Source organism: Limnobacter sp. (genome assembly GCF_036846585.1).
Classification (GTDB): domain Bacteria; phylum Pseudomonadota; class Gammaproteobacteria; order Burkholderiales; family Burkholderiaceae_B; genus Limnobacter.
On record NZ_DAIUBR010000002.1, the window covers coordinates 53,640 to 75,450 of the forward strand.

Annotated in this window: 23 protein-coding genes and 1 tRNA gene; 4 read left to right on the plus strand and 20 right to left on the minus strand. The window is 54.3% G+C overall.

Translation table 11 applies throughout. The features are described 5' to 3' along the window. Positions 1 to 40: 40 nt before the first annotated feature. The 3 genes from V7028_RS01220 to leuA all read right to left on the minus strand — a co-directional run bounded on the left by V7028_RS01220 (position 41) and on the right by leuA (position 3,507). Positions 41 to 1,153, minus strand: coding sequence for a patatin-like phospholipase family protein (locus V7028_RS01220; RefSeq protein ID WP_334118285.1), 1,113 nt, complete (start codon positions 1,151 to 1,153; stop codon positions 41 to 43). Then, entirely contained in the window at positions 1,150 to 1,749 is a 600-nt protein-coding gene (gene pth / locus V7028_RS01225) for an aminoacyl-tRNA hydrolase (RefSeq protein ID WP_334118286.1), read from the minus strand. The genes V7028_RS01220 and pth overlap by 4 nt, the downstream gene beginning before the upstream one ends. An 84-nt stretch (positions 1,750 to 1,833) precedes the next feature. Next, positions 1,834 to 3,507: a 2-isopropylmalate synthase gene (gene leuA / locus V7028_RS01230; RefSeq protein ID WP_334118287.1), complete on the minus strand. Its 1,674-nt coding sequence runs from the start codon at positions 3,505 to 3,507 to the stop codon at positions 1,834 to 1,836. A 141-nt stretch (positions 3,508 to 3,648) separates the two neighbouring features. Here leuA and V7028_RS01235 point away from each other — a divergent pair, with 141 nt between their 5' ends. After that, positions 3,649 to 4,116, plus strand: a complete 468-nt coding sequence (locus V7028_RS01235; protein WP_334118288.1) for an Lrp/AsnC family transcriptional regulator — start codon at positions 3,649 to 3,651, stop codon at positions 4,114 to 4,116. Between the two features lie 22 nt (positions 4,117 to 4,138). On the opposite strand, the gene V7028_RS01240 is transcribed toward V7028_RS01235, so the two are convergent. The 7 genes from V7028_RS01240 to V7028_RS01270 all read right to left on the minus strand — a co-directional run bounded on the left by V7028_RS01240 (position 4,139) and on the right by V7028_RS01270 (position 9,951). Next, a complete protein-coding gene (locus tag V7028_RS01240) occupies positions 4,139 to 4,804 on the minus strand; it encodes an exopolysaccharide biosynthesis protein (RefSeq protein WP_334118289.1) in 666 nt (221 codons plus the stop codon). A gap of 73 nt (positions 4,805 to 4,877) precedes the next feature. Further along, the gene (locus tag V7028_RS01245) at positions 4,878 to 5,465 is read right to left on the minus strand and encodes a 50S ribosomal protein L25/general stress protein Ctc (RefSeq protein ID WP_334118290.1); all 588 of its coding nucleotides are present in this window, start codon (positions 5,463 to 5,465) and stop codon (positions 4,878 to 4,880) included. A 99-nt stretch (positions 5,466 to 5,564) separates the two neighbouring features. Continuing rightward, positions 5,565 to 6,518 carry a ribose-phosphate diphosphokinase gene (locus V7028_RS01250; RefSeq protein WP_334118291.1) on the minus strand — a complete coding sequence of 318 codons (954 nt, stop codon included), beginning with the start codon at positions 6,516 to 6,518 and terminating at the stop codon, positions 5,565 to 5,567. Positions 6,519 to 6,591: 73 nt separating this feature from the next. Next, positions 6,592 to 6,668: transfer RNA gene (locus V7028_RS01255), tRNA-Gln, on the minus strand. Positions 6,669 to 6,682: 14 nt separating this feature from the next. Then, a complete protein-coding gene (gene ispE / locus V7028_RS01260; protein ID WP_334118292.1) occupies positions 6,683 to 7,597 on the minus strand; it encodes a 4-(cytidine 5'-diphospho)-2-C-methyl-D-erythritol kinase in 915 nt (304 codons plus the stop codon). Between the two features lie 4 nt (positions 7,598 to 7,601). Continuing rightward, complete coding sequence (locus V7028_RS01265; RefSeq protein ID WP_334118293.1) at positions 7,602 to 8,171, minus strand: hypothetical protein; 570 nt, start codon at positions 8,169 to 8,171, stop codon at positions 7,602 to 7,604. Positions 8,172 to 8,175: 4 nt separating this feature from the next. After that, positions 8,176 to 9,951, minus strand: a complete 1,776-nt coding sequence (locus V7028_RS01270) for a tetratricopeptide repeat protein (RefSeq protein WP_334118294.1) — start codon at positions 9,949 to 9,951, stop codon at positions 8,176 to 8,178. A 78-nt stretch (positions 9,952 to 10,029) separates the two neighbouring features. Between V7028_RS01270 and mutM the strand changes: the two genes are divergently transcribed. Beyond that, positions 10,030 to 10,848: a bifunctional DNA-formamidopyrimidine glycosylase/DNA-(apurinic or apyrimidinic site) lyase gene (gene mutM, locus V7028_RS01275; protein ID WP_334118295.1), complete on the plus strand. Its 819-nt coding sequence runs from the start codon at positions 10,030 to 10,032 to the stop codon at positions 10,846 to 10,848. Beyond that, positions 10,845 to 11,996, plus strand: a complete 1,152-nt coding sequence (mutY, locus tag V7028_RS01280; protein ID WP_334118296.1) for an A/G-specific adenine glycosylase — start codon at positions 10,845 to 10,847, stop codon at positions 11,994 to 11,996. The genes mutM and mutY overlap by 4 nt, the downstream gene beginning before the upstream one ends. Here the strand turns inward: mutY and rapZ are convergent. The 10 genes from rapZ to V7028_RS01330 all read right to left on the minus strand — a co-directional run bounded on the left by rapZ (position 11,952) and on the right by V7028_RS01330 (position 19,700). Continuing rightward, the gene (rapZ, locus tag V7028_RS01285) at positions 11,952 to 12,812 is read right to left on the minus strand and encodes an RNase adapter RapZ (protein ID WP_334118297.1); all 861 of its coding nucleotides are present in this window, start codon (positions 12,810 to 12,812) and stop codon (positions 11,952 to 11,954) included. The two genes, mutY and rapZ, sit on opposite strands and share 45 nt — an antisense overlap. A gap of 2 nt (positions 12,813 to 12,814) precedes the next feature. After that, a complete protein-coding gene (gene hprK / locus V7028_RS01290; protein ID WP_334118298.1) occupies positions 12,815 to 13,798 on the minus strand; it encodes an HPr(Ser) kinase/phosphatase in 984 nt (327 codons plus the stop codon). A 4-nt stretch (positions 13,799 to 13,802) separates the two neighbouring features. Then, on the minus strand, positions 13,803 to 14,273 hold the full coding sequence (locus tag V7028_RS01295) for a PTS sugar transporter subunit IIA (protein WP_305563847.1): 471 nt from the start codon (positions 14,271 to 14,273) through the stop codon (positions 13,803 to 13,805). A 110-nt stretch (positions 14,274 to 14,383) separates the two neighbouring features. Further along, positions 14,384 to 14,713 carry a ribosome hibernation-promoting factor, HPF/YfiA family gene (gene hpf / locus V7028_RS01300; RefSeq protein WP_334118299.1) on the minus strand — a complete coding sequence of 110 codons (330 nt, stop codon included), beginning with the start codon at positions 14,711 to 14,713 and terminating at the stop codon, positions 14,384 to 14,386. A gap of 40 nt (positions 14,714 to 14,753) precedes the next feature. After that, positions 14,754 to 16,274 carry an RNA polymerase factor sigma-54 gene (locus V7028_RS01305; protein ID WP_334118300.1) on the minus strand — a complete coding sequence of 507 codons (1,521 nt, stop codon included), beginning with the start codon at positions 16,272 to 16,274 and terminating at the stop codon, positions 14,754 to 14,756. Positions 16,275 to 16,287: 13 nt separating this feature from the next. Beyond that, positions 16,288 to 17,037, minus strand: coding sequence for an LPS export ABC transporter ATP-binding protein (lptB, locus tag V7028_RS01310; RefSeq protein WP_334118423.1), 750 nt, complete (start codon positions 17,035 to 17,037; stop codon positions 16,288 to 16,290). A gap of 5 nt (positions 17,038 to 17,042) precedes the next feature. Then, positions 17,043 to 17,600, minus strand: coding sequence for a lipopolysaccharide transport periplasmic protein LptA (gene lptA / locus V7028_RS01315; RefSeq protein WP_334118301.1), 558 nt, complete (start codon positions 17,598 to 17,600; stop codon positions 17,043 to 17,045). After that, the gene (gene lptC, locus V7028_RS01320) at positions 17,597 to 18,196 is read right to left on the minus strand and encodes an LPS export ABC transporter periplasmic protein LptC (RefSeq protein WP_334118302.1); all 600 of its coding nucleotides are present in this window, start codon (positions 18,194 to 18,196) and stop codon (positions 17,597 to 17,599) included. The genes lptA and lptC overlap by 4 nt, the downstream gene beginning before the upstream one ends. Next, positions 18,181 to 18,708, minus strand: a complete 528-nt coding sequence (locus tag V7028_RS01325; RefSeq protein ID WP_334118303.1) for a KdsC family phosphatase — start codon at positions 18,706 to 18,708, stop codon at positions 18,181 to 18,183. The genes lptC and V7028_RS01325 overlap by 16 nt, the downstream gene beginning before the upstream one ends. Continuing rightward, on the minus strand, positions 18,708 to 19,700 hold the full coding sequence (locus V7028_RS01330; RefSeq protein ID WP_334118304.1) for a KpsF/GutQ family sugar-phosphate isomerase: 993 nt from the start codon (positions 19,698 to 19,700) through the stop codon (positions 18,708 to 18,710). The genes V7028_RS01325 and V7028_RS01330 overlap by 1 nt, the downstream gene beginning before the upstream one ends. 106 nt (positions 19,701 to 19,806) lie before the next feature. Here V7028_RS01330 and V7028_RS01335 point away from each other — a divergent pair, with 106 nt between their 5' ends. Then, complete coding sequence (locus V7028_RS01335; protein ID WP_334118305.1) at positions 19,807 to 21,807, plus strand: monovalent cation:proton antiporter-2 (CPA2) family protein; 2,001 nt, start codon at positions 19,807 to 19,809, stop codon at positions 21,805 to 21,807. Positions 21,808 to 21,811: the final 4 nt, after the last annotated feature.

Consider the following 21,811-nt stretch of genomic DNA (forward strand, 5'->3'; position numbering starts at 1 on the left):
TCGCTAAGTGCTTAATTGAATGGGGTGAATTGTACCGCGCCTAGCGATTCACGTCGGCGAGCCACTGCTGAAAATCGTCTGCCATGCGCTCGCTTTCACGAATTGCAGCTTGCCACAGCGGTATGCGAATGCGATGGTCAAAGTTGTAGCGTTTGAAGTCGCCGCGGTCTGGAATTTTTTTCGCGGGCAGGCGCTTCACAAATTCTGGTGACGGACACACCAGAATCACATTGCTCATCCACTCGGGTTTGGCTTTGCGCACTTTCAAAAACTTGTCTAGCCAGCCGGGTGTTACGGTGGGGGCAAAGTGCGGGTACAGCACCAAACCTTCCAGGCGATTGTAGGGCAGAGCCAGGTGGTAGTCGGTCAGCCCGCCATCCCAGAAAGGGCCTTCATGGTATTTCACTTCAGGGTGGTTTTCAGACAAAGCCCTGGCAATTTTGTACACCGGGTTCAGCACAAACGGAATGCTGCCGCTTGCCAGCAATGCATCGTGAATGTTCAGCGCATCCAGATCTTCAATGTGGGTTGGAATGCGGTCAAAGGGTTGTTTTAACCAATCGGTGTGCGCGCCTGGGCTTTGAAACACCCAGCGCTCGAAGTAGGCGGACAGTTTGTTGCGGTTCATGCTGTTGGCCAGCACGGCACTGGCAAAGCCGCGCTTGCGCGCGCGCAGTTGTTGCGCATGGTGCAAAGGGGTAAGCCCTTTGTTGACCCACACCAGCAGTTCTTTGCCCACTGGTTTCACCATGTGCTGCGCTTGCTCAGAAACCACAGCCTGCACCATGGCGTGGCACACGCGGCTTATTTCATGGCGGTCCACGCCCTTGCTGTAATCTTGCGTTTCAACATATTGCTGGGCAAGGCGCTTCAAGGTGGCTGCCGGGTTGTTGCTGGCTGCGGCTGCCATGCGCCACGCGCCAATGGATGCACCGATTAGTTGCAAAGGTTTCACGCCTTTTTCGGCGCGGGTTTGCAAATGGTCCGCACCCAGCCAGTCGTTGAACAAGTACTGGTCAAGCCCCTGCAAAATCAAACCCTTCGGGCCACCGGCTGCCGCAGGTATGGCGCAAATGTCTTCGGGCTGCAAGCCCTTGTTGGCAATGTGCGCCTTGGCGCGGTCGCCCAGAATGATTTGTATGCTGCTTTTCATGCGCACTCCGTGTGAATGTGCGTGGTGGCTTGCCCAATTTGCCCTTTCAAAATCAACTCGGTGTTTTTAAGTAGCACGTCGATTGATTTGTCGATCACCTGCTGTTGTTCGCTGCTGGGGCGGTGCAACACAAAATCTGCTACACCCTGTTGCAGGTTCAGGCTGCGGGGGTGGCCAATGCCAATGCGCGCACGCCAGAATTCACTGCTGCCCAAGTGGGCATGCATGTCTTTCAAACCATTGTGCCCTGCAAGCCCGCCACCTTTTTTCATTTTGATCTGACCTGGCAACAAGTCAAGCTCATCGTGCGCCACCAGAATTTCTTCCGGGTTTATTTTGAAGAATTTTGCCAAGGCGCCCACTGCTTGCCCAGACCTGTTCATGAAGGTGGTGGGAAACAGCAGCCAAACGTCTTCCCCTGCAAACTTGATGCGCGCCATGTCGCCAAAAAAACGTTTGTCGCTTTGCAAAAATACATTGTGTTTGCGCGCAAGTGCTTCTAGGTACCAAACCCCTGCGTTGTGGCGGGTGTCTGCGTACTGGGGGCCTGGGTTGCCAAGGCCGACGATCAACTTGATGGGGGTGTTGCTGGACATGAAGAAATACAGCCCTGTGAATCACAAGGCTGTATTTTCACCGATACGCCGGTGGTTTCCAAACAATCTCGCTGATTATTTGATCTAGGCTGCAGCTTTTGAAGGGGCTGTGGCTTCAACCCTTCGCCACGCACTGATCAGCGCCATCAAGCTGGCGGTGGTGATGTTGTCGTGAAAGCCCACGCCAAACTTGCTGCCGGGCACATTCGGTACGCTCACCTCGATCATGGCCATGGCTTTTGATTTCGCGCCTTGGCCCACGCTGCGTTCCTCGAACCCCACAATGTCCATGGGTACACCAAGGGCTTGCACGGCGGCGTCCAGCGGGCCGTTGCCCACGCCTTCAATCCGTGCGGTTTCGCCGTGTTGCTGCACTGTAATTTCAATGCCTTGCCCACCCTCGGCATCGAATACTTTGTGGCTGATGTAGCGCGGCTGGCTTTCATCATTTTGCAAATAGGTTTGTTCAAACAAGGCCCACAAGGCGGACGAGGTCATTTCGGCTGCCGTGCTGTCGCTAACCTTTTGCACCACACTTGAAAATTCAACCTGCATGCGGCGTGGCATTACCACACCATGTTCGCGTTCCAGAATGTAGGCGATGCCGCCTTTGCCTGACTGGCTGTTCACGCGGATCACGCTGTCGTAAGTGCGGCCAACATCGACCGGGTCGATTGGCAAATACGGTACTTCCCAAACGGCATCGGGTTGTTGAATGTCGAAGCCTTTTTTAATCGCATCCTGGTGCGAACCGGAAAACGCCGTGTACACCAAATCGCCCACATAAGGGTGGCGGGGGTGAATGGGCAGTTGCGTGCAACTTTCCACAACACGGGCCACGGCATTGATGTCGGAAAAGTCAAGGTTTGGGTGCACACCTTGGGTGTACATGTTCAAGGCCAGCGTCACAATGGCCACGGTGCCGCAGCGTTCGCCGTTGCCAAGCAAGCAGCCTTCCACGCGTTGTGCGCCCGCCATCATCGCCAGTTCAGCGGTGGCCACGCCGGTGCCACGGTCGTTGTGCGGGTGCACGGAAAGCACCACATGCTCGCGCCGCGCAAGGCGCCGGTTCATCCATTCAATTTGGTCGGCAAATACATTGGGCGTGCTCCACTCCACAGTGGTGGGCAGGTTGATGATGATTTTTCTGCCAGGCCCGGCTTCCCACGCTTCAATGGCGGCGTTGCAGGCCTGCAAGGCCACGTCCAGTTCCGTCATGTTGAAACACTCGGGCGAATACTGCAAAACCCATTGTGTTTCGGGGTTTGCGTCGGTCAGTTCTTTCACCTTTTGCACCCGCTTTTTCACCATGTCGATGACTTCAGGCACTGTCATGCGGAACACCGTATTTCTCCACACGGGTGCGGTGGAGTTGTAGATGTGGACGATGGCGCTTTTGGCACCAATCACCGATTCCACTGTTCGCTCGATGAGATCATCACGAGCCTGGGTCATGACCATGGGGGTGACGTCTTGCGGAATCAAATCGTTGTCGATCAAATGCCTAACCACGTCGAAGTCGATCTGTGAGGCGGCGGGAAAGCCGACCTCGATTTCCTTGAAACCAATGCGCACCAATTCCTTGAAGAAGTCCAGTTTGGTGGCCATGCTCATGGGCTCAAAAATCGCCTGGTTGCCGTCGCGCAAGTCGGTGCTTAACCAGATTGGCGCATTCTCGATGGCCTTGTTGGGCCATGTTCTGTCGGGCAGGTCCACTTTGTAAGCGGGGCGATATTTGCTGGCGGGGTTCTTCAACATGCTGCTTTGGCCTGAAACGTGAATCGATGAAGAACAGTGTAGGTGCTTTACCGCGAAATATGATTGCGTTTATTGCTTTGATATTTGAATTAATTGGCAGATAATTGCGTATAAATTGAATTAATGGGTATTAAAATCGATATGCAAGAACTTGACCGCTATGACAAGCGAATTTTGACCCTGTTGCAGGCCGATGGGCGAATCAGCAACCAAGACCTGGCCGATGCAATTGGGCTGTCGCCTTCGCCGTGTTTGCGCCGCGTGAAAGCGCTGGAAGAAGCGGGGCTGATTACTGGTTACCGGGCCTTGGTGGATGCCAAAAAACTGGGCTTTAGCCTGATGGCACTGATTTATATTTCAATGGATCAACACACGCCCGAGCGCTTCGCCAGTTTTGAAGGGGCGATTGCCGCCATTGCCGAAGTGCTGGAATGTTTGTTGATTACCGGGCAGCAGGCCGACTACCAGTTGAAGGTGATCGTGGCCGACATGGATGGTTACCAGAATTTGTTACTGAATAAAATTACCCGCATCAAGGGGGTAAGCGGTGTGCATACCAGTTTTGTGTTGCGCCGGGTGGTGGACAAAACGGAAGTGCCGGTGGCTTAGTTTGGCAACTGAGCTGGGCAAGCTAGTTTTGCAGCATGTTTTGAATCATCATGCCCCCACCACCAATCAGCACACCGAAATACACAATAGAGGCCACATTGGCCAAGTGGCCCAGCAACACCGCAGCACCGTCGCGTTGAATAAGGCCCACAGCCAGAAACAGCAAGGCAATGCCGGGCACAGTGTTGCTGAAAGGGATGAAGCCGAACGGGGCCATCAGCAACACGGCGCCCAATATCAAGGCACCATCATTGATGATGTTCATCATGCGGCCTTGCGCAAGCCAGGCCATGCGATGTGGTCGGCTGATTTTTTCAAGTCGAGGAATCCACACCAAACCTTTTTCAAGGGCATTGCGCAGTTTGTCGGCGGGCAGGGCGCGTTCTTTGAAGCGTTTGGGCAACCACAGTGTGCGGTCAAAAATCCGGCTGATGCCGATCAGCAAAATGGCCGCACCAAAAATGGTGCTAACCCCGGGAATTGAAACAGGCACCATGAATACCAAGGTAAGAAACGCCACCAGCAGCAGCATGCCTTCGCGGCCGACCAGTTCCAGAATTTCACCCAGGCTTACCGTGCTGGCCGGCAGTTGTTCAATGACAAGCCTGATTTGCTCGCCCAGCGTACGTTCGTCGGTGGAATGTGTGTTGTTCAATTCAAGTGCTGTGGTTGATTGTGATGGAGGCATTCATTGTGCCCATAAAAAAAGCCGCTGAACCAGGGCGCAGCGGCTTTTCTGAAGACTAACTTGCGACAGCGACTTACTCGTCGCCAGCCTTTGCAGCGCCAGCCTTGATTTTCACGCTAACAACTGACAGGTCTTGCTGGCCGTGGTTGGGAATGCTTACGCCTTCAGGGAACTGCAATTCAGTCACGTGGATAGAGCGCTTGGTAACATCCAATACGCTGCAATCTACGGCGATGAATTCTGGCAGGTCTTTGGGCAAACATTCGATTTCAATCTGGTTGGCTACAAAAGTAACCAGGCCAGCGTACAGCTTCACGGCTGGGCTTTCCAGATGGCCAGAGAAGTGCAAAGGCACGTTCATGTGGATCTTCTGGTTGCTGTCGATGCGCTGAAAATCGATGTGCAGCAACTGCGCCTTGTAAGGGTGTGACTGGTAGTCGCGCAGCAACACTTGCTGTGACTTGCCATCAATTTCCAGATCCAGAATGCTGGAGTGGAATTTTTCCTTTTGCAGCGCGTGCCACAGGGGGTTGTGTTCAATTGACACAGCCTGAGCTTCCTGATTTGCGCCATAAACAATGCCAGGTACCTGGCCAGCACGACGCAGGCGGCGGCTCGCTCCGGAACCCTGCTCTGTGCGGGATGTTGCAACTACTTTCATGTTGATTCTCCAAAATTGACTTCACCGCGACCAGTGAAACCAAATTATGCGGCACTTAAAGGCGTCCGCAAAAAAGCCCAAAAAACATTTTGCTACTACTTAATCGATAAACAGCGAACTGACGGAGTCGGAGCGCACGATGCGGCGAATGGTTTCAGCCAGCAGTTCGTCTACGCTCAACACCCGAATGGTGTTGCTGTTTTGTGCTTCTTCAGACAAAGGAATGGTGTCGGTCACCACCAGTTCATCCAGATCAGATTCTTCCACACGCTGAATGGCCCCACCCGACAGCACCGGGTGTGTACAGTAAGCCACTACCTTCTTGGCGCCATTGGCTTTCAGGGCGGCGGCGGCTTTGCACAGAGTGTTGGCTGTGTCGACCATGTCGTCCATGATCACGCAGGTGCGGTCTTTCACATCACCAATAATGTTCATCACTTCAGCCACGTTGGCGCGGGGGCGGCGTTTGTCGATGATTGCCAAATCGCAGTTCAGGCGTTTGGCCAGTGCACGGGCGCGAACCACACCACCCACATCAGGCGACACCACCATCAGGTTGTCCAGGTTCTGCTTCCACACATCGCCCAGCAACACGGGTGAGGCATAAATATTGTCCACGGGAATGTCGAAGAAACCCTGAATTTGGTCGGCATGCAAATCCATGGTTAGCACGCGGTCTACACCGACCACCTGCAGCATGTTAGCCACCACCTTGGCGGTGATTGCAACGCGGGACGAGCGCACACGGCGGTCCTGACGGGCGTAGCCAAAATAAGGAATTGCAGCGGTAATGCGGCCGGCTGATGCACGCTTGAGCGCGTCGATCATGACCATCATTTCCATCAGGTTGTCATTCGTGGGCGCGCAAGTGGACTGCAGTACAAATACGTCTTTGCCGCGAACGTTTTCGTTGATCTCAACCATCACTTCGCCATCAGAGAAGCGACCCACGGTGGCTTTGCCTAGCGGAATATTTAGCTGCTTGGCCACTGATTCGGCCAATGCAGGGTTTGCATTGCCAGTGAAGATCATTAGACTGCTGTCGCTTGCCATTGTTTACCCCGGGGCTTGACGTGTGCGTTGGCGAAATAAAAAAAGGGCCAACCTGTGGCTGGCCCTTTGGTATTGGCAGAGGAGGAAGGACTCGAACCTTCGAATGCCGGAATCAAAATCCGGTGCCTTAACCAACTTGGCGACTCCCCTAAAACTTTTTCAATTCAAACCGTGATTTTGCATTGAAACCACTTTCCGGCTTTCAATTCAGGTGCATCGGCGACTGCTGCCACTGCGTTACTGAGCTGGCTTGGGCTGGCAAACACAGCAAACATGGCGGAGCCGGAACCTGACATTCGAATCAATTGCGGGTTGAACCTTGCAACACAGTTTGTAAAAACACCAAATTGGTGTTCCCAGACTGGGAAGTTGCGGGACACAACAGCTTGCAAAGCATTCCGTGTGTTGCCCTTCAGAAAGGCCATCAACTCGCTATTCATTCGGCGGGCCGAATCGAAGACCGCTATTTTGACGTCACTTGAGTTGCGTGTCAATTGCGGATCGCTAAAAATTTTCGGTGTTTGGCAAGAAATTGGTGGTTTGTAGACAATTAAGTGGCCCGAGACCCCGGAAATCGGCGTGATGGTCTCGCCAATGCCTTCGACAAAGGCGCTGTTGTTCTGCAAAAAGAAGGGCACGTCGGCGCCCAGCTGCAAACCGGCTTGTGCCAGTTTTTCGTCGGAAACCGGGTTGCCGTGATGGTGTTGAAGCAGGCGCAGGACAGTGGCCGCATTGCTGCTGCCACCGCCCAGCCCGGCTTGTTCCGGAATGTTTTTTTTCACCTGAATGCGAACAGCAAGGTTTTGGTCAAGGTTTGCCTGCGCGTAAAAGGCCTTGCAGGCGCGAACGGTCAGGTCCGTCTCTTCGGGCAGGTGCACCAGGTCGCCTTCACGCGCAATGTTCAGCTGACCATTGTCGGAAGGGTGCAAGGTTAGCGACACTTCATCGGCCAGTGTGATGGGGCAGAAAATGCTTTGCAGCAGGTGATAGCCGTCTGCCCGGCGCCCGGTGATGTGCAAAAACAGGTTGATTTTGCCTGGGGACAGGGCAGACAGTGTGGTTGGCTGGGCAGTGTGCACGGGTTTACTTGCGCAAGGCACCACGTGGGATCAGGTCGATTCGACCCGATGTGTTGTTCTCGACAAATACAACGCGATACCGCCCGTTCCGGTTTTCCCAGGCCCAGTTGGCGGGCAAAGCGGGCAGCTCGTCGGGATTGGGGTTTTCCATCCATTGAACCAGGGCTTCGGCGGGCAGTTCAACGGGGAACATCAAGTCGAACAGGCTTTGCCAGTTTTTGGCAAGGTACACGCGGCCGTCGGCAGCGCGCACTTCATAGAACTCACCCAGGCGTTTTGCGCTGCCCAGGGACGGGCCCAGTGTGGAGTTCACTTCAAGGTAGGCAATTTCCGGTGCCTGGCTGGGCCCGGAGCGGCCTGATCGCCATTCGTAGGTGCCGGAAATGGAGTCTGCTTCTACTTTGCCATCGGCCTGTTCTACTTTCCAGATCAGGCCGAAGCGGCCATGGTGGCAGCTGGACTGAATGGCCCCGCAATCCACTTCAGTGGATTTGTCTTTTCCAAGGGTGCTGCAGGCACCCAATGTTGCGCTGATCGCGGCGATGCAGCCAAGGCGAATGAACAACAAAGACATGAACTTAAATTTCCTCAAGCTGTTGAACCAGTTTTTTCAAGGGCTTGCTGTCGGGGTAGCGGCCTGTCAGGTTTTGACCAAGCTGACGGGCCTCATCTTTTTTGCCTGATTTCATTAACACTTCCATCAGGTGCAGGCCTATTTCCTCGTCTTGCCGCAAATCATAAGCTTTTTTCAACGTGGCTTCTGCATTGTCCATTTCACCAAGGCGATAGTGAACCCAGCCCAGCGAATCCAGAATGAAAGGATCATTGGGCGCAAGTTCGACCGCTTTCTTGATTAGTTCCAGTGCTTCATTCAGGCGAATGTTGTTTTCGGCCCAAGTGTAGCCCAGTGCATTGTAGCCGTGGGGGTTGTCTGGGCGAACGGTGATCAGGCGCTTGAGGAATTGTTCGACGTTGGGCAGGTCGTCCTGGCGTTCCGCCACCATGGCGCGTTCATAGAGCAGGTCGGGTTGGTCGGGGTAGCTCAGCAAGGCCAGTTCAAGTTCCGTTGCTGCCTCGGCGGGTGCTTTCTGCGATTCAGCCAACTGCGATTTCGCCAATGCAAGCCGAACCAACTCTTCCTCATTCTTGGCTTTGAACTGGTTCAGCACTTTTTTGGCACCTGGCGTCTTGCCCTGTTTTTCCAACAGCGCTGATTTCTTCAGTTGAATGTCCAGGTCGTCTGTGGCATTGGGTGTGCTGTCGAGCCATTTCAGTGCGGCTTTGTAGTCTTTACGCTCCACGGCCATGTCGGACAAGGTGGCGTGGATCAGTACCTCGTTCTGTCGATCGGCTGGTGGGGTTTTGTCCAGGTAAATCCGGAAATGTTCCTCGGCTGCCTTGTAATCTTTCAGCTGGGTCAACACAAAACCCTGGCTTGAATACAGCGGAATGTTGTCGGGTTGCAAGGCGATCATTTCGCCGAACCGCTGGCGTGCCTGCTGCCATTGTTGCAGTTGGGTGTGGTTGCGTGCCAGGTACAGGCGGGCACCAAACCAGTCCGGGTTCTGGTTGGCCAGCCCGTTGATCAGCTGCATGGCGCTGTTGGGGTTGCCGTCGCGTTTCTCCATGAACTGCGCCATCAAGACGTAGAAACGTTCCTGGGGCAATTTCCGGACAACATTTTCCATGTGCCCAACGGCTTGGGCAGGTTGTTCGGATGCGTTTGCAACCTGTGCAAGCATGGTTTGCACTTCGACATCTGCCGGGTCGTTGCCGAACAGGTCCAGTGCCGTGGCGTAGGCCTTGGGTTTGTCGGGGATGCGCATCAGCATGTCCAGCGCAGCTTTTTCAACTGTCACTGTACCCAAACCAGGGTGGCTGGCTTCGGCGTTCTTGATGTCATTCAAATATGTTTTCAGCGCGGGCAGGGCGTCGTCCACTTTGTTGGTGCCAAGTTGCAGCAACATGACGGAACGGCTGGCCTGTTTGTCTTCGGGTGACAGTTCAACCCACACCTTGGCGGCATTCAATGCAAGTTCCAGCTGGCTTTCAGCCAGGCTGATTTCAACGGCGCGTTTGGCAAGCTCGGGGTTCTTCTGCTGTTTGGCCGCTTCGGTGTATGCCAGCGTGGCAGAATAGGTGTCGCCGCGCTGGCTTGCAATTTCTGCGGTCAACAGGGCAAACAAAGGGTCTTGTTGCACCAGTTGTGCCACGCGTTCTTCATAGGCTTGCTGTTCTGAAGAAACCGGCTTTTGCGGCTCGGTTTGTTCAGTGGGGGCTGTTGCGCAGCCTGCCAACATGGCGGTGGCTAGTAAAATCGTTGGGCCTGGGGTGGTCCATTTAAAACAAGTCATACTGTTGAACCCAAAGAAAACTGGTGAATCCACATTCATTTTTATCACATTAACAGATGCGCGTGCGCGCTTTAGCTTATGCCTGAATTACCCGAGGTAGAAATCACCAAAAGAGGCGTAGACCTTCACTTCACTGGTCAACGCCTGTTGGCTTGCACGGTGCGCCAGCCGCGTTTGCGCTGGCCTGTGCCTGCGGATGTGCAAAGTTGTGTAAAGCAGGTGCTGTGCGCGGTGCAACGCCGCTCGAAATACATGTTGATGGATTTTGGCGGGCACGTGCTGGTGGTGCACTTGGGCATGTCGGGTTCCATGAAAATTGTCAACGCAAGTACGCCGTGGGACAAACACGACCATATTGAATGGAATTTCGGCGAGAAGGTGCTGCGGTATAACGACCCGCGCCGTTTCGGCAGTGTTGAATATGTGCTGAAAGAGCCGGGCTGGGAAAGCCGCTTTGTACGCTTTGCGAAGTTGGGCCCGGAACCATTCGATGGTGTGTTCACGCCCGAATCTTTTTTCAAGGCCACGCGTGGCAAAAAAATTTCCATCAAGGCGCTGTTGCTAAGCGGCATGGCGGTGGTGGGTGTGGGCAATATTTATGCTTGCGAGGCTTTGTTTCGCAGTGCCATCCGGCCGGGCAAGGCAGCAGGCCGTTTAAGCCGTGCCAATGCGGCTGCTTTGCACGCTGCGGTTGTGTCGGTGTTGGCCGAAGCAATTGAACGGGGTGGTTCAACCCTGCGTAACTTTCAGGCCGTTGATGGCGAGCTGGGACATTTCCAGCTTCATTGCGATGTGTATGGTCGGGAAGGCATGCCTTGCAAGCGTTGTGGTGCAACAATCAAGCGCCGTGTGATGAGCCAGCGCAGCACATTTTATTGTGCGCAATGTCAACAATGAGGTCAGCATTGAAGGTGTTAAAGGGTGAGCAATTTGCCAGTGCCCTGGTGCTGTGGCAAAAGCAGCATGGCCGCCAGCACTTGCCTTGGCAGCACACGGGTGATGCCTACAAGGTGTGGTTAAGCGAGGTGATGTTGCAACAAACGCAGGTCGCCACGGTGCTGGCCTACTATGCGAAATTTTTGCAGGCCTACCCCACGGTGGCCGATTTGGCAGTGGCACCGGAACAGGATGTGATGCAGTTGTGGGCGGGTTTGGGTTACTACACCCGTGCCCGCAATTTGCATGCCTGTGCGAAACAGGTGGTGGCCCGGTTTGGCGGGAAATTTCCGCGTGTGGTGGTTGAACTTGAAAGTTTGCCTGGCATTGGGCAGTCCACGGCGGGTGCAATTGCATCACTTGCTTACGGTGTTCCGGCCCCCATTCTGGACGGCAATGTGAAGCGTGTTTTTTGCCGCTACTACGGCATTGAGGGCTATGCAGAGCAAGCACCCATCAAGAAAAAGTTGTGGGCAATTGCGGCTGACAACGTACCTGTTGCTGAGCCGGGTGTTTACAACCAGGCTTTGATGGACCTTGGTGCCACGTGTTGTTTGCCACGCAACCCGGTGTGTTCCGCATGCCCTTTGATGGGCAGTTGCGAGGCCTTGCGCAAAGGCATGGTGGGCCAGTTGCCCACACCGAAGCCCAAAAAGCCCCGCCCCGAGCTGCATTTCATCAGCCTGATTGTTCAGGATGAGCATGGCCGTGTGTTGTTGGAATTGCAAACAGGCAAGGGGGTTTGGCAAAGCCTGTGGACCCCGCCCTGCGTGGCCTGCAGTGCGCAGCCTGACACGGCTGAATTGTTTTCATTGGTCGATCAATGGATTGAACGGTATGGTTTGGCCAATTCGGATGTTGGCGCCAAACAGGCGTTGTGTGGGCAGATGGAAACCTTGCATGGTCAACCTTGGCTGGTGCACGAGCTGACCCACCGCAAAATGCATTTCAAGGTGTTGGTGTTGACGCTACCGGGTGTGCGTGGCGGGTTTTACATGGTGGATGAAAAACCGGTGCCGAAAATTGTGCACAAGCTCATGGTGCAGGTTGCGCAGCTGCTCCAGTCAACCCAGGGTGCGGTGGCGAAGCAGAACGCTCTCGATTTCTGACAGTGGTGTTTGTGTGAAACGTCGTGCCAGTGTTTCAGCCACATACACGGAACGGTGTTGCCCGCCTGTGCAGCCAACGGCCACAGTCACATAGCTGCGCTGTTCGTTGAGATAAGAGGGCAGCCATTTGCGCAGGTAGTGTTCAATGTCGTTGATCAGTGCGTCACTGCGTTCATCGGCCTGAATGTAGCGCTGCACTTCAATGTCTTTGCCGGTGAGCGGGCGCAAATTCCTGTCGTAATAGGGGTTGGAAAGGCAGCGCACATCGAACACCAGGTCGGCATCGCTGGGCAAACCTTTCTTGAAACCAAATGTTTCAAACACCAGCGTAAGCCTGGCGGACTCCTCTTCAACCGTTTCCAGCACCCAGCGGCGCAGCACGTTGGGCAACAGGGCTGAGGTGTCAATGCAGCTTGCAATGGCGCGAAGGGGTTCCAGGGCGTCGCGTTCGGCGTCCACACATTCCTGCACGGTGGCTTGTTCGCCCAAGCGGGCGCTCATGGGGTGGCGCCTGCGGCTTTCAGAATACCGGGTGATCAGGGTTTCATTGTCAGCATCCAGAAACAGGATGCGAACATCGGTTCCTTTGGCCTTCATGTCTTGAATGATTTGCGGTACATCAATGATGTCGCGGCCTGTGCGCGCATCGGCTGCAATCGCAATTTGGGAAATGCCTTCCGAGGACAGTCGGCTAATGACTTGCGGAATGAATGAGGGTGGCAGGTTGTCCACACAATAGAAATGCGAGTCTTCAAGTGCTCGAATGGCAACGGATTTTCCGGATCCAGACAGGCCGGTGACCAATATTACTTTCATTGTTAATCCTGACCCATGTCTGTTTCCGTGTCGGGATCGGCCTGCAGGTAGTCGATGCCCCCCAGTTCGCTGAGCATTGCTTTTTGCTGGCGGACCATGAATTCATCCAGTGTATTAATGCCCCGCATTTGCAAAATGGTGTTGCGCACCGCAGCTTCCAGCAATACAGCCAGGTTGCGGCCCGCGGCAACCGGCAATATGGCCTTGCGAATGGGCAGGCCCAGTATTTCCTGAAACTGTTGTTCGGTCGCCAAACGTTCCTGGTGCAGCTCAAGTGATGCTTTTCGCACCAGGTGCACGATCAGCTTCAGCCGCATTTTGCGGCGCACGGCTGTTTCACCAAAAATCGCTTTGATGTCGAGCAGGCCCACGCCGCGCACTTCCATCAGGTTGCGGATCAGTTCCGGGCAGCGCCCTTCGATCAGGTTGGGCGCCACGCGTGAAAACTCCACCACATCGTCGGCCACCAAGCCATGTCCGCGTGAAATCAATTCCAAACCTAGCTCACTTTTGCCCAGTCCCGATTCCCCACAAATGAGTACACCCATGCCCAACACGTCCATGAACACGCCGTGCATCATGGTGGTGGGGGCCAGCCATTTGTTGATGTAAACGCGCAGGAAGTCGATGATTTCCGCTGCGGACAGGGGCGTTGCCAATAAGGGAATGTTGGATGCGTTGCAGGCATCCTTGAGCAGGGCATGGGGCAGGAAAGATTCTGCCACGATGATGGCAGGTGGATCGCCTTCAATCAGTTTTTCGATTTGGTGTTTTTTGCGGTCGTCGTCGATGCGCGAGAAGTATTCAATTTCCTGCCGGCCAAACACCTGGATACGACCGGGGTGAATGGTGTTGAGGTGACCCACAAGGTCTGATGAAGCAAAACACTGAAGGTCAAGGTGGCGATCGCCGCCATTCAGCCCCGCAAGCCAATCCAGCTTGAGTTTGTTGCGGTTGGCTTCGATCAGTTCTTTCAGTTGCTTCACAGGTTTAACTCGCGGGTTGGTAGGGCTCCCAGTTGGCGATGAGCTGATGCGTGGCGCCCGGATCGACTTCCGTCAATAGTTTTTCGCGGAAATCTTTGTCAGACAACATTTGAGCCAGTTCAGACAGTATATCCAGATGATGCTGGTTTGCGCTTTCAGGCACCAGCAAAAACATCAGCAGCTTGACGGGTTGACCGTCGGGGGCGTCGAAAGGAATGGGGTCTTGCACACGAACGAGTGATGCAACAGGTTCACGCAGGCCCTTGATGCGGCCATGCGGCACAGCCACCTGCTGGCCCAAGCCGGTGGATCCAAGGCGTTCACGCGCAAAAAGGCTGTCAAACACTTTGGATCTTGCGATACCTTGGTTGTTTTCAAAGACCAGTCCAGCTTGTTCGAATACCCGCTTTTTGCTGGTGACCTGTGTGTCCAACAATATGTTGGATGGAGGGAGTAGATTTGCGATCAAGTTCATCGCTGTTGATTCCTGAGACCCGCTTCTAATCGTGGGGCCGATTATACGCCATAAAAACAGAAAAGGCGGATGTATGTCCGCCTTTTGAAATTACCTGCAATTACAGGGGTTTATTCAGCTTCTTCGACCAATTGATGTTTTATGGGGGTGTGGTTGTGGTTGGTAAGTTTGTCTTTGTGACGCAAAACCTGCCGATCCAGCTTGTCGGCCAGTGCGTCAATGGCAGCGTACAGATTTTCGTGACTTGATTCCGCATGAATGTCTTTTCCGCGAACGTGCAGTGTGACATCTGCCCTTTGAACCAGCTTGACCACCGAGATGGTCACCGACGCATCAATAACATGGTCAAAATGCCTTTTCACCCGATCCAGTTTTTCAATCACATAATTTCGAATTGCTGGGGTAACTTCCAGATGATGACCATTGATGTTCAAGTTCATAAGGTATCTCCTTTCGTTGCTGCGGGGGACGCTTTAACAGTTAAAGCGACTTTCGCATGTTCACCGGGGGAATTTTCAGTGACTCCCGGTATTTAGCGACCGTGCGTCTTGCGACCACGATGCCCTGTTGACCGAGTAGGTCGGCGATTTGGCTGTCAGATATCGGCTGCTTGGCGTCCTCCGCAGAAATCAGTTGCTTGATGAGTGCACGGATGGCCGTGCTGGAAGCCTGACCACCTGAATCGGTAGAAACATGACTTCCGAAGAAATACTTTAGCTCAACCAACCCATAGGGCGTCAACATATATTTTTGCGTGGTGACTCTTGACACGGTCGATTCATGCAGACCCAGCAAGTCGGCAATTTCCCTCAGAACCAAGGGCTGCATTGCGATTTCGCCGTGATTGAAGTAACCAATCTGCCTTTCAACAATCGCTTGGCTAACCCGTAAAATAGTGTCAAATCGTTGTTGAACGTTTTTTAACAACCAGCGGGCCTCTTGAAGCTGGGCGCTTAGCTGCGCACTTTGCCCGCGGTGTGAACGCAAAATTGAGGCATACATTTCATTGATGCGAATTTTTGGCATGACATCCGGGTTCAGTTGCACATGCCATTGGCCGCTTATTTTTTTGACAATGACATCCGGCACTACATGATCATCATCAATTCGTCGAAAGCGCGCGCCGGGGAAGGGTTCCAGGGAACGGATGATCTGGTGGCACAGTTTCAGCGCCTCTTCATCGATGTTCAGCGCTTTTTTCAGCTTTGTGTAGTCGCGCTGCGCAAGCAAACCCAGGTGGTCGCGAATGATGGTTTGGCAAGGCGTGTACAGGCAGATTTGCTGAACAATGTCGCGGCGCTGGGCCAGTTGCAGCAACAGGCATTCCGAGGCATTGCGCGCGCCCACGCCGGGCGGGTCGAAACTTTGAAGCAGGCGCAGTGCGGCGCTCAGTTCTTCAAATTCCAGGTCGGGTTCGTTTTGCAGTGTTTCCCACAAGTCTTCCAGTTCAATGGTCAGGTAGCCGTCGTCGCTCAAATAATCAATCAGCCACAGCACCAGGTTTTTGTCGCGCTCGCTGGCCTGTGTCATGCGCAACTGATCGATCAGGTGCTGGTGCAGGCTGCTGTCGGGTGCGGCCAGTTGAAGGCCGGGCTTTTCTTCATCGCCATCGGAATTGGATCCGCTGTTGTCTCGCCAGTCGCCTTCCCAGTTGTCTTGAATGGAGTCGATGGTTTCGCGCTGAACAATTTCCTCGCCCTGGTTGTCTTGCTCCGCTTGTTGGTCGCTGACGGGTTCCGGGGTTTTGCGCGGGTCGGGTTCTGCCTGAAAGCTGTCGCCCTGGGGTTCGTGCATTTCGCCGTTGCTGCTGTCCAGGCTCAGGGTGCGTTCGCCCTCAATTGCTTCTTCGTCGGCCAGCTCCAGCAAGGGGTTCTCGGCCAGGGCCTGTTGAATTTCCTGTTGCAATTCGAGCGTGGACAATTGCAGAAGCCGAATGGATTGCTGCAGCTGTGGCGTAAGTGTGAGGTTTTGCGAGACTTTGAGCTGAAGGGATTGTTTCATGGCGTTTTCAGCTTTACATCCGGAAGTGTTCGCCGAGGTACACGCGGCGCACATCGTCGTTTTTCACAATTTGCTCGGGGCTGCCAGAGGCGAGCACATGGCCTGCGCTGATGATGTAGGCGCGGTCGCAGATGCCCAGCGTTTCACGCACATTGTGGTCAGTGATCAACACGCCAATGCCTTTTGATTTCAGGAAGGCCACGATGCGTTGAATTTCCAGTACAGCGATTGGGTCAACGCCAGCGAAAGGTTCATCCAGCAAAATAAAACGTGGTTGACTGCCCAGGGCGCGCGCAATTTCGAGGCGGCGGCGTTCGCCACCTGAAAGGGATGCTGCCAGCGAGGTGCGAATGTGGGCAATTTGCAGGTCATCGAGCAAGCCTTCAACGGCTTGGTCAATCGATTTGTCTTTGGGCGGGTTGATCTCGAGCACTGCGCGAATGTTTTCTTCCACGGTCAGTTTGCGGAAAACAGATGCTTCCTGCGGCAGGTAGGACAGGCCTGCGCGAGCACGTTCGTGAATGGGTTGCAGGGTGATGTCGCGGCCTTCCAGGCAAATATTGCCCTCGTCGGCGCTGACCAGGCCAACAATCATGTAAAAGCAGGTTGTTTTGCCCGCACCGTTGGGGCCCAGCAGCCCAACCACTTCGCCAGTGTCCACATGCAGTGAAACATCTTCAATGACGCGTTTGCTGCGGTAGGCCTTGCGCAGGCTAAGTGCTTGCAGGCGACCTTGCCCCGTGAGCGTTTGGGCGGGTGGCATGTTGTTCAATTGGCAGGTTCCGTGGCTTGTTGGTTTTTGGGCTTGATCACAGCCTGTACCCGCGAGTTTCCTTTGCTGTTGGGTGTGCCCACGACGCTGAGGAACTCGGTGTTCTGTTCATAGGTGATCTTGTTGCCTGAAATGGATTCAGTGATTTGCCCGTTGGTGCTTTTCTGGATACTGGCGGCACCTGTCAGTGTGACGATGGATTTGTCGCCGTCAAATTCAATGGTGTTGCCAGTGCCGTTGATCAACAGGATTTCGTTGGGCACTTCCGAATCGCGTTGCTGTTTGAAGCGGGCTGGTTTGCCTTCCACTCTGGCGTTCTGGGTGCCGTCGCTGCTTTCCGTCAGCGTCAGTTTGTCGCCGCGAATTACAAGGCTTCCACGGGTCAGCAATACATTGCCGGTGAACACGTTCACGTTGGACCTTTCGTTGTAGGTCATTTGATTGGCATCAATGGTCGTGGGCTGTCGTTTGTCCAATTCCAGAGCCTGTGCGGGCGCGCCCATCGCCAGCAGGTGTGCAGCCAGAATGACAGGAATCCATGATGTGCGTTTCATCGTTTTGCCTCTATGCGAAACTTGATGGACCCTTGCGCAGTTAATTCGCCGGTGTCGTTGTTCAGGGTGGCCCCTTGGGCTTCAAATTTTTGGCCTGGACGGGTTACCAGAACTTTTTTATCAGTTGTAATTTCATTGGTAATGTTGTCTATCCTGATTTCATCGGACTTCATCACGGTGAGCAAACCATTGTTGCGGCTGTTCACGACAACATCTTTTTTAAGAAAAATTTCATCGGTGTCCAGCAGGTAGACTCCAGTTTTGGCATTGCCATTGATCATCACATTGTTGGGTTCGAACTGTTCAAGTTCAGGGTCGGTGATGTTCCATACATTGCCCTGGGGTATGTGTTCAGCAGATTTGCTGCGAATGATCGAATATTTATTTTCGGCAAGGTTGTGGTTTTGCACTGAAAAATTGCGCACGTAATAATCGCTGCTGGCCGGATCGGCTTTGCCGCTGGAACTGAACAGACTCAGTTCGGATTGAATGGCAAACCAGTACGATGCGGCCGCCAACAAGAATGTGAGCAGCAAGGGAATGAACTGCGAGAGCAGGTCGAAAAAAGCGCCCAGTGGTTTCACTGCTGTTCCCATGGGTTGATGTAGCCCCCCTGGTTACCCAGAATGAAGTCGCACAGTTCGCGAACAGCACCGTCGCCGGCTGGTCGGGTGTTGATCCAGTTGGCTGTTTTCCTCATGGCTGCTGGCGATTGTGGTGTGGTGGCGGCCAGTGCAACGTGCTGAAGCACAGGGTAGTCGGGCCAGTCGTCGCCGAAAAAGCCACATTCATGCCACTCCAGGCCCAGCGATTGGCGAATGCCATCGTACGCTTGAAGCTTGGTTTTGCAACCCTGCACAAGTTGGTAAATACCCAGGTCTTTGGCGCGTTTCTCGACAATGGTGCTTGACCGTGCCGTGATCCACACCACTTTGATGCCGTGGTCCATCAACAGGCGAAGGCCTTGACCATCGAATACGCTGAAGCGTTTCATGACTTCGCCATCGTTGCCGAAATAAAGCCCGCCATCTGTCAGCGTGCCATCCACGTCGAAGCCCATCAGCTTGATGTGGCTTGCAGCCTGTTTCGAATCGGGTTTTAAATCCATTACACCACCTTCGCTTCAAAGAGGTCGTGAAAGTTCAGCGCACCTACGATGTACCCTTGTTTGTCAATGACGACCACCTGGCTGATGTGGCATACCTCCATCATGCGGACAGCCTCCACGGCCAATTTGTCGGGTGCGATGCACTTTGGCGCGGCGTTCATGACTTCGCTGACCAGCAGGCCACGAAGATCCAGCCCCTGTTCGATCAGGCGGCGCAGGTCGCCATCGGTGAATATACCGAGCAGCTTGTTGTCCGTGTCCGCCACAGCGGTCATGCCCAAGCCTTTCCGGGTGATTTCCAGAATGGCGCTGGAAATGCTGACCGAGGGGGCCACCACTGGAATGCGTTCTCCTTTGCGCATGACATCGCTGACATGGGTCAGCAGCTTGCGGCCCAGGCTGCCACCAGGGTGCGACAAGGCAAAGTCTTCTTCGCTGAAGCCGCGCGCTTTCAGAACAACCACAGCCAATGCGTCGCCCAGTGCCAGGGCGGCGGTGGTGCTGGCGGTGGGGGCAAGGTTCAAGGGGCACGCTTCTTTTTCAACGCCGCAGTCCAGTACCAGATCAGCCTGCCGTGCGAGTGCCGAATCCAGTTTGCCTGTCATGGCGACAATTTTTGCCCCCCGCCGCGTGATGGCTGGCAGCACGGCAACCAGTTCTTCGGTGTTGCCGGAATTCGACAGGGCGATGACCACGTCTTCGGGGGTGATCATGCCCAAATCGCCATGCGAGGCTTCGGTGGCATGTACAAAGAAAGAGGGGGTGCCCGTGCTGGCAAAAGTGGCGGCAATTTTCTTGGCAATCAAGCCAGACTTGCCCACGCCGATCAGTATGACCCGACCTTTGCAGTTCAAAATTGAGTTTGCGGCTTCGCTGAATTGGTCATTCAGTCGGTCAGACAGAGCAGACACGGCCTGTGCTTCAATGGCCAGTGCTTCTCTGGCCATGGCCAGAAAATCATGATTGTCTATATTCGACGGTGTTTGTGACATGTTGGACCCTGATAGACTTAAGCATTAAAGGTGCTTGAGACTGTTCGCTTTTCAGGGCAGTATAGCAAAGCGCGTGCCAATTCTCTTCACTTCTTAAGCATTAAACGTGCCTAACGCTCTAGAGCTTTCTCTGATTCTTATGCTGATCGCCGTGCTGGCGGTTTCGCTCTTCCGTCACTGGAAGCTGCCCGCGATGCTGGGCTATCTTTTTGCGGGCACGCTGATTGGCCCCAATTCACTGGGTATCGTGCCGGATTCTCCGGAAACCCGACACCTTGCAGAGTTTGGCGTGGTGTTTCTGATGTTCTCCATCGGTCTTGAATTCAGTTTGCCAAAATTGCATGCAATGCGCCGGGTGGTTTTCGGGCTGGGGCTTGCGCAGGTCAGCTTGACCATGCTGGGAGTCATGGCGCTTGGCCTGCTGGCAGGCTATTTTTTCAATGTGCCGTTCAGCACGGCTTTTGTGCTGGCGGGCGCGGCAGCCATGTCGTCCACGGCGATTGCCAGCAAATTGTTGTCTGAACGGCTTGAACTTGATTCGCCGCATGGTCGCCAGGTCATGGGTATTTTGCTGTTCCAGGATTTGGCGGTGGTGCCGCTGCTGATCATCATTCCTGCCTTGGGGCAAAGCGCGGAAAACCTGACCTTGACGCTGAGTGTGGCCTTGGTGAAGGCTGCTTTGGTGCTGGGTTTGATGCTGGTGTTTGGCCAGCGCATGATGAACTGGTGGATGACCTTTGTTGCTCGCAGCAAGTCACAAGAACTGTTCGTGCTCAATGTGCTGCTGATTGTTCTCGGCCTGGCCTGGCTGACTGAACTGGCGGAGTTGTCCCTTGCTTTGGGCGCATTCGTAGCGGGCATTTTGATTGCTGAGACGCAGTACAAACACCAAGTGGAAGAAGACATTAAACCATTCCGCGATGTGCTGCTGGGTTTGTTTTTTGTCACCACGGGCATGTTGTTGAATCCGCAGGTGGTGTTGGAAAACTGGTATTGGGTGCTTGGGCTGGCGGTGTTCCCCGTGCTGGCCAAGTTGATTTTGATTGCGGTATTGGCCCGAATTTTTGGTGCGAACACGGGTACTGCAATGCGCACGGGTATTTACCTGGCGCAGGCCGGTGAGTTTGGTTTCGTGTTGCTGGCCAATACCGGATCGGCCGGTTTTGACCTGGTGCCCGACCCCTGGCTGCAAACCATCACGGCCAGTATGGTGTTGTCGATGCTGGCTGCGCCGTTCATGATTCAACACGCCGACCGCATCGTGTTGCGTTTTTCAAGCCAGGAATGGTTGCAAAAGTCGCTTGAGTTGCACCAGATCGCCCAGAAAAGCCTGGCCACCACCAAGCACGTGCTGATCTGTGGTTTCGGGCGAAGTGGGCAACACCTGGCCCGCTTGCTGGACAGGGAAGACTTGGACTACGTGGCGCTGGATCTGGATCCCGACCGAATTCGGGAGGCCACTGCAGCTGGCGATTCAGTGGTGTTTGGTGATGCGGCCAAGCGTGAAACCCTTGTGGCAGCGGGTTTGTTGAGGGCCTCGTGTGTGGTTGTCACGTTTGCAGAATTCAAGTCAGCCGAAAAAGTGTTGTTGGCTGTTCGCGCCTTGGCACCAAATGTGCCGGTGGTGGTTCGCACTTATGATGAAAGTGATCTTGAGAAGCTGACTGCGGCAGGTGCCACCGAAGTGGTGCCTGAAATTCTTGAGGGCAGTTTGATGTTGGGTTCGCAAGCGCTGATGTTGATTGGTGTGCCGGTTTCCCGTGTGGTCAAGCAGATTCGGGCGATTCGCGAGTCGCGCTACCAAATGTTTCGAGGGGTGTTTCGGGGTGTGGACGATGAGGCCGACACACCGGAGAATCAGTGGGTGCGTTTGCATTCGGTGTTTGTTGAGCCGGGTGCCAGTGGTGTGGGTAAAAGCCTGGCTGAACTGGGTATTCTGGATCTGGAAATTGAAGTGTGCGCCATTCGAAGGCGTGGCATTCGGGGGGGGGATCCGTCGCCCGACACGCGACTGGAGTCGGGCGATATTCTGGTGTTGAAGGGGCAGCCCGATTCACTGAGTTTGGCCGAAGCAATTATTCTTGGCCGAACTGTTACCGGGCGATAGAAAT